The organism is Streptomyces sp. NPDC086835 (assembly GCF_044745705.1).
GTDB lineage: Bacteria > Actinomycetota > Actinomycetes > Streptomycetales > Streptomycetaceae > Streptomyces.
In genome coordinates, this window is record NZ_JBIVAU010000021.1 from 3570 (window position 1) to 10559 (window position 6990).

General features: G+C 71.6%; 7 protein-coding genes and 1 pseudogene (1 of these 8 cut by a window edge). All 8 read left to right on the top strand.

What is annotated here, in order from left to right; translation table 11 throughout:
* The first annotated feature begins 174 nt into the window (after window positions 1–174).
* Window positions 175–1101: a DUF881 domain-containing protein gene (locus ACIPJI_RS35500; RefSeq protein ID WP_402251050.1), complete on the top strand. Its 927-nt coding sequence runs from the start codon at window positions 175–177 to the stop codon at window positions 1099–1101.
* Window positions 1098–1430 (top strand): small basic family protein, encoded by a 333-nt coding sequence (locus ACIPJI_RS35505; protein ID WP_003970459.1) that lies wholly within the window; start codon window positions 1098–1100, stop codon window positions 1428–1430. The genes ACIPJI_RS35500 and ACIPJI_RS35505 overlap by 4 nt, the downstream gene beginning before the upstream one ends.
* Before the next feature lie 2 nt (window positions 1431–1432).
* Window positions 1433–2275, top strand: coding sequence for a DUF881 domain-containing protein (locus tag ACIPJI_RS35510; RefSeq protein ID WP_402251052.1), 843 nt, complete (start codon window positions 1433–1435; stop codon window positions 2273–2275).
* A 148-nt stretch (window positions 2276–2423) separates the two neighbouring features.
* Entirely contained in the window at window positions 2424–3296 is an 873-nt protein-coding gene (locus tag ACIPJI_RS35515; protein ID WP_307710284.1) for an FHA domain-containing protein, read from the top strand.
* 42 nt (window positions 3297–3338) lie between these two features.
* Window positions 3339–4082, top strand: coding sequence for a MerR family transcriptional regulator (locus tag ACIPJI_RS35520; RefSeq protein ID WP_402251053.1), 744 nt, complete (start codon window positions 3339–3341; stop codon window positions 4080–4082).
* A gap of 53 nt (window positions 4083–4135) precedes the next feature.
* Window positions 4136–4609 (top strand): bifunctional nuclease family protein, encoded by a 474-nt coding sequence (locus ACIPJI_RS35525; protein WP_005320145.1) that lies wholly within the window; start codon window positions 4136–4138, stop codon window positions 4607–4609.
* Between the two features lie 237 nt (window positions 4610–4846).
* Window positions 4847–5392 carry a MerR family transcriptional regulator gene (locus ACIPJI_RS35530; RefSeq protein ID WP_244258316.1) on the top strand — a complete coding sequence of 182 codons (546 nt, stop codon included), beginning with the start codon at window positions 4847–4849 and terminating at the stop codon, window positions 5390–5392.
* A gap of 49 nt (window positions 5393–5441) precedes the next feature.
* Window positions 5442–6990 (top strand): annotated as a pseudogene (locus ACIPJI_RS35535) (DNA polymerase IV) (it continues 209 nt past the right edge of the window).

Below are 6990 nucleotides of genomic sequence, written 5' to 3' on the forward strand. Positions count from 1 at the left end.
GGGGGCCCCCCCCCGGGTCCGCCCCGGGCCCCCCGGGACGATTGGCCCTCGGGGGCGGCCCGCCCTGGTCAGTCACGCCGCCCGGGGGGGCGGGGGCCCCCCCGGGGGGGCGCCCGCCGCCACACCGGTGGGGCCATTCGGCGGTAGCGGTTGCGACGTGCGACGATGTGCGGCATGTCGCAGCAGCCCCCCGTTCGGAGCACAGGTTCTCCGCCCGCGCGCCCTGATGCGTCCATGTCGCTGCTGACGAACGTCATGGAGCACAGCCTCGACGACGGTTACGCGGAGGCGGCGGCCCGCCGGGCAGAGGGCGGCGGCATGCCCCGCACGCTGCGCGCCAAGCTGGGACTGGCCGCCGGGCTCGTGCTCGCGGCCGCGGTCGTCACGCTCGGAGCCGCCGAGGCGCAGATTTCCGCGCCGGTGCTGGCCAAGGAGCGCGAGGAGCTCATCGACCGCGTCGAGGCGCAGACCAAGAAGGCCGACGCCGTGGAGCGGGACGTCGAGGCCCTGCGGTCCGACGTCGAGGAGCGGCAGCGCAAGGCCCTCAACGCGCACGGCGAGGAGCAGGGAGCGACGGTTCCCCTGCTGGCGGGCGCCACCGAGGTGCACGGCCCGGGCGTCAAACTCGTCGTGGACGACGCCAAGGGGACCGACCAGGGCGGCGACGGGCCGCGGGAGAGCAGCGGCTTCTCCGACACCGGCCGGGTACGGGACCGGGACATGCAGCGGGTCGTCAACGGCCTCTGGGAGTCCGGCGCCGAGGCGATCGCGATCAACGGGCAGCGGCTGACCGCCCTGTCGGCGATCCGTGCGGCCGGCGACGCCATACTGGTCGACAACAGGCCGCTGGTGCCGCCGTACACGGTGCTCGCGGTGGGGGACGGCAGCAAGCTGCGTACCGCCTTCCAAGGCAGTGCCGACGGGCAGTATCTCCAGGTCCTCAAAGAGGACTTCGGAATCCGCACCAGCATGTCCGACGAGGAGTCGGTGCGACTGCCCGCGGCCCCGAGCTTGATCGTACGAACAGCTGAGCCGACGACCGCCGACGCCCCGCAGGGCAGTGGGCCGGGAGCGGCCGAATCAGAGAAGGGCACATCGTGATCGCCGTACTGGGCCTCGTCGTGGGAGTCGTGGTCGGGCTTTTGGTCCGGCCCGAAGTGCCGGCGGTGGTCGAGCCCTATCTGCCGATCGCGGTGGTCGCCGCACTCGACGCGGTGTTCGGCGGTCTGCGGGCCATGCTCGACGGGATCTTCGTCGACAAGGTCTTCGTCGTGTCCTTCCTCTCGAACGTCGTGGTGGCCGCGCTGATCGTGTTCCTTGGCGACAAGCTGGGCGTCGGCGCGCAGTTGTCCACGGGCGTGGTCGTCGTGCTCGGCATCCGGATCTTCTCCAACGCCGCGGCCATCCGCCGGCACGTCTTCCGGGCGTGACGATGAGCAGCGAAGAGACCCCCAGGAACGAGTCGCCGCAGCCGCCGCGGGCCCAGCCGCTCCCGCAGGCGCAGCCGCCCGCGCCACCCGCCGCACAGGAACCCGATGCGTCGCAGGCAGACGTCCCGACCGGTCGGCAGCGGCTCGGTGCGGCGGTGTGGCCGCCGCGGGTGACCCGCGCCCAACTGATCGTCGCGGTGCTGCTGTTCGTCCTTGGTCTGGGTCTGGCCATCCAGGTCCGTTCCAACAGCGACGAGAGCGCGCTGCGCGGTGCCCGGCAGGAGGACCTGGTCCGCATCCTCGACGAGCTGGACAACCGCACGCAGCGGCTCGAGGACGAGAAGCAGCGCCTCGAGGACCAGCGCACCGAGCTCGAGAACAGCTCGGACCAGGCGGAAGAGGCCCGGAAGCAGACGCAGCAGAAGGAGCAGCAGCTCGGCATCCTGGCCGGTACGGTCGCCGCGCAAGGGCCGGGGATCACCCTCACGATCCAGGACCCGTCCGGCACCGTGGAGTCGGACATGCTCCTCGACACGATCCAGGAGCTGCGCGCGGCCGGGGCGGAGGCGGTCCAGGTGAACGGCACCCGGGTCGTCGCGAACACCTTCTTCTCGGGGGCCGCCGGGGACATAGAGGTCGACGGCAGGCGGATCACCGCTCCGTACACCTTCAAGGTCATCGGCAAGCCGCAGGACCTGGAGCCGGCGCTGAACATCCCCGGCGGTGTCGTGCAGACTCTGGAGAAGGAGCAGGCCACGGCTACTGTGGAGCGATCAGAGAAGATCATTGTCGACGCCTTGCGACCGGCGGAGCGGCCTGACTACGCTCGATCGTCACCGCAGTGAAGCGGGGGGACATGGGGAGTGCCGGAGCCGGGCAGAGGATTGCAGGGGGGCGACGCATCACATATGTGGCGCGTGGTGGAAACTGTCCGGAGGGTACGGACGTTGTGAGGGTGTCCGGTTCGGCAGGTGTGTTGGTTGAGGGTTCGTCCTGCCCCACGGGCGGGTCTATTTCGGTCAAGGGGAAACGCCCGTGAAGTTGTTTGCGAAGTTGTTCGGCAAGAGCTCACGCGAGGACGGCAACGCCCGCCATCGCGCGCCGCGTCATGGTCAGAGCGAGGAGCAGGGCGGGGAGCGCCCGCTGTTCCGGGACGAGGTGGCCGGTGGTGACAATTCGGGCGGACAGGGCGCGTCGTCTGTTGACCCTGCCGGTGCCCGCGGCATAGGTTTCGGGGATCCAACCTCAAGTGCGGGTGGAGGGTTTGCCTCCGACCCGTATGCGACCAATCCCCACGCGGGGCAGCCGCGGCAGGAGGATCCGTCCATGGCGGGTTTGCCGGTTTGTTCGAGGTGCGGCCACCGGAACACCGAGGCCGGTCGGTTCTGCTCCAACTGCGGTGCGCCGCTGAGGGGTGGCGCGCCGGCCGAGCGTGCGTCGGAGACGACATCGACCATCTCCATCTCCGGCATCGAGGCCTACGACTCGGAGGTCACCGGCCAGACCGCCGTTCCCTCGCTCTCGCCGGAGGCCCAGGCCGCCGTCGAGGCACTGCCGCTCGGCTCGGCCCTCCTGGTCGTCCGCCGTGGGCCCAACTCGGGCAGCCGCTTCCTGCTGGACGGTGAGCTGACCACGGCCGGGCGTCATCCGCAGAGCGACATCTTCCTCGACGACGTCACGGTGTCGAGGCGGCACGTGGAGTTCAGGCGCGGCCCGGACGGCGGTTTCACCGTCTCCGACGTCGGCAGCCTCAACGGCACGTACGTGAACCGTGAGCGGATCGACTCCGTGGTCCTGGCCAACGGCGACGAGGTTCAGATCGGCAAGTACCGGCTGGTCTTCTACGCGAGCCAGCGGGGCGTGTAACCCTCCCCAGACTCCGTCCGGGGTGACCCCCAGGGAAGGCACATGCTGCGAACACCGACGGGCGGTGCCGGTCACGGCACCGCCGCCGCGGGTGACCGCCCGATGAGCATCGGCGCGGTCCTCGGGCACCTGCGCGACGAGTTCCCGGAAGTCACGATCTCCAAGATCAGGTTCCTGGAGGCCGAGGGCCTGGTCGAGCCCAGCCGCACCCCCTCCGGGTACCGCAAATTCACGGCCCGGGACGTCGAGCGGCTCGCGCTCGTGCTGCGGATGCAGCGAGACCACTACCTTCCCTTGAAGGTGATCCGCGAGCAGCTGGACGCCCTCGAACGGGGCGAGCAGGTGCAGCTGCCCGCACAGGCCCCGCAGCGGGACCTCTTCGACGGTTCCTGGGGGCCGGAGGCCGAGCGTTCGCCCTCGGGCCGTATCGGCCGTGCGGCCCTGCTGGCCGCCGCCGAGGTCTCCGAGGAGGAGCTCACCGAGTGGGAGTCGTACGGCCTGCTCACCCCGGACGCGAGCGGCGCCTACGAGCCGGAGGCGGTCACGGTCGCACGGATGGTCGCAGAGCTGGGCAGATTCGGTCTCGAGCCTCGACACCTGCGTGCCATGAAAGCGTCCGCGGACCGCGATGCCGGCCTGGTCGAACAGGTCGTCGCACCGCTGCGCCGGCACCGTAATCCGCAGACCAGGGCCCATGCGGAGGCAACCATGAACGAGCTGGTGACGCTCTCCGTGAGGCTCCATGCGGCACTGGTGCAGACCGCCCTCGGAGTGCGGCTCCACTGATCTTGGACCAGCCCGACTACCCAAACCGGTCGCGCACGTCCTAGGGTTGCTGTGTGAACGAGCTCGACGTTGTGGGTGTCCGGGTCGAAATGCCCTCGAACCAACCGATCGTGCTCCTGCGTGAAGTGGGAGGCGATCGGTACCTCCCCATCTGGATCGGTCCCGGGGAGGCGACCGCCATTGCCTTCGCCCAGCAGGGCATGGCACCGGCCAGGCCGCTGACCCACGACCTCTTCAAGGACGTGCTGGAGGCGGTGGGCCAGGAGCTCACCCAGGTCCGCATCACCGACCTGCGCGAAGGCGTCTTCTACGCGGAGCTGGTCTTCGCCAGCGGGGTCGAGGTGAGCGCCAGGCCGTCCGACGCGATAGCGCTCGCCCTGCGCACCGGTACGCCGATCTACGGCAGTGACGGGGTGCTGGACGACGCGGGTATCGCCATCCCGGACGAGCAGGAGGACGAGGTGGAGAAGTTCCGCGAGTTCCTCGACCAGATCTCCCCCGAGGACTTCGGGTCCAGCAACCAGTGACGGTTCCGCCGACATGTGGGCGGCTGACCGCTCCGCGTCGGCGCATTCGAGCAGCCTTTCCCCGGACGGGGGCACGGGAAACCACTCTCAGGGTGATTATCACTCGGCGTGCCGAGTGTGGCGATCGTTGACGCACCCCTGGTGACTCCCTACCTTCGAGGTGGCAGGTCAAGGACGGAGGTCGGCGTGAGAAGCAGCGGCGACAGTACGGTCGGGGGCGGCCCCGGACCCGGTCCGGTGGAAAGCGGGCCGTATCCGCTGCACGACAGCGCAGCCGCGCCCTCCACCGACACCATCGGCTACCGCGGGCCCACGGCCTGCGCGGCCGCCGGGATCACCTACCGGCAGCTCGACTACTGGGCGCGCACGGGTCTCGTCGAGCCGAGCGTCAGGCCCGCGTACGGCTCCGGCACCCAACGGCTCTACAGCTTTCGCGATGTGGTCGTCCTCAAGATCGTCAAGCGCTTCCTGGACACCGGAGTGGCGCTGCAGAACATCAGGGCGGCCGTCCAGCACCTGCGGGCCCGAGGGTTCCGGGACCTCGAGCGCATGACGCTGATGAGCGACGGCGCGACGGTCTACGAGTGCTCGTCGCCCGACGAGGTGGTCGGCCTGCTCCAGGGCGGCCAGGGCGTCTTCGGGATCGCCGTGGGCGTCGTGTGGCGGGACGTCGAGACGGCGCTGTCGCAGCTGCACGGCGAGCGGATCGACACGGGGGAGACGCTGGTGGGCCACAATCCGGCGGACGAGCTGGCCAGGCGCAGACGCGACCGGGCCGTCTGACGGCGCCCGCCGCTCCCCGTTGTCAGTGCTGTGGGGGAGCATCGAACATGTGAGAACCGCGCCGACGATCCTGCATCTCGACATGGATGCCTTCTTCGCCGCCGCCGAGCAGGCGGCGAAGCCGTCGCTGCGCGGAAAGCCGGTGATCGTCGGCGGACTCGGTCCGCGCGGTGTGGTGGCCACGGCCTCCTACGAGGCCCGGCGTTTCGGTGTGCATTCGGCGATGCCGATGGCGCAGGCCAGACGGCTCGCACCGAACGCCGCCTGTCTCGTACCACGCTTCTCGCTGTACCGCTCGGTGAGCGAACAGGTCATGGAGCTGTTGGGGCGGTTGTCGCCGCTGGTGGAACCGCTGAGCCTCGACGAGGCCTTCGTGGACCTGGAGGCCGGTGGCGCGGCCCATGACGCGCCGTCCGCCCGTGCGACGGGGGAGCGGCTGCGCGCCGACATCCGGGCCGTCACGGGACTCACCGGGTCGGTCGGGCTGGCCGGCTCCAAGATGATCGCCAAGATCGCGTCCGAGCAGGCCAAGCCCGACGGCCTGGTGCTGATCGATCCCGGCACCGAGCGGGACCTGCTCGGGCCGATGCCCGTCCGGACGCTGCCCGGCGTGGGGCCCGCGACCGGCGAACATCTGCGGCGGGCAGGCATGACGACGGTCGCGGACCTCGCGGAGGCGGGCGAGGACGAGCTCGTACGGCTGCTCGGCAGGGCGCACGGGGCAGCGCTGTTCCGGATGGCGCTGGGGCACGACGACCGGCCCGTAGTGGCCGAGAGGGACGCGAAGTCGGTGTCCGTGGAGGACACCTTCGACGTGGACCTGCACGACCGGGTGCGGGTCCGGCTCGAGGTGGACCGGCTCGCCGAGCGGTGTGTGCAGCGGCTCCGCGGAAGCGGCCACTCCGGCCGGACCATCGTGCTGAAGGTGCGCCGGTACGACTTCTCGACGCTGACGCGGTCGGAGACGCTGCGCGGGCCGACGGACGACCCCACGGTGGTGCGGGAGGCAGCCGGCAGGCTGCTGGAGTCGGTGGACACCACCGGCGGCGTACGGCTGCTGGGCGTGGGCGTGACGGGGCTCGCGGACTACACCCAGGAGGACCTGTTCGCGCAGGCGGCGGCAGAGGCGGAGGCCGAGGCCCAGGCCGCCGCGGGGGCCGAGCCCGATGAGGGTGCGCCCACCGTGCCCGAGGGGGCCGCGGCCGAGGCCGGCGAACCGCACCGTACCGAGACCGGGCGGCCCGACCCGGCGGAGCGGCGCTGGGCGGCCGGGCAGGACGTGCGCCATGCGACGTACGGGCCGGGCTGGGTCCAGGGCAGCGGCGTCGGCAGGGTCACCGTGCGGTTCGAGGAGCCGTGGTCGACGCCGGGCAGGGTGCGGACGTTCCGGGTGGACGACGAGGACCTCGAGGCCGCCGACCCGCTGCCGCTGGTGCGGCCCGCCGGGCACCCGGAACTCCCGCCGCCGGGCGGGGGGGGGGGGGGGGGGGGGGGGGGGGGGGGGGGGGCGGGGGCGGCGGCCCCGCCCCCGGGGGGGGCTGGGGGGCGCCCCCCCCCCCCCCCCCCCCCCCCCCCCCCCCCCCCCCCCCGCGGGGCGG

Excerpts from the sequence above, each read along its gene's own strand:
- ACIPJI_RS35500 (WP_402251050.1), top strand. The coding sequence starts at position 175 with ATGTCGCAGCAGCCCCCCGTTCGGAGCACAGGTTCTCCGCCCGCGCGC.
- ACIPJI_RS35510 (WP_402251052.1), top strand. The coding sequence starts at position 1,433 with ATGAGCAGCGAAGAGACCCCCAGGAACGAGTCGCCGCAGCCGCCGCGG.
- ACIPJI_RS35520 (WP_402251053.1), top strand. The coding sequence starts at position 3,339 with ATGCTGCGAACACCGACGGGCGGTGCCGGTCACGGCACCGCCGCCGCG.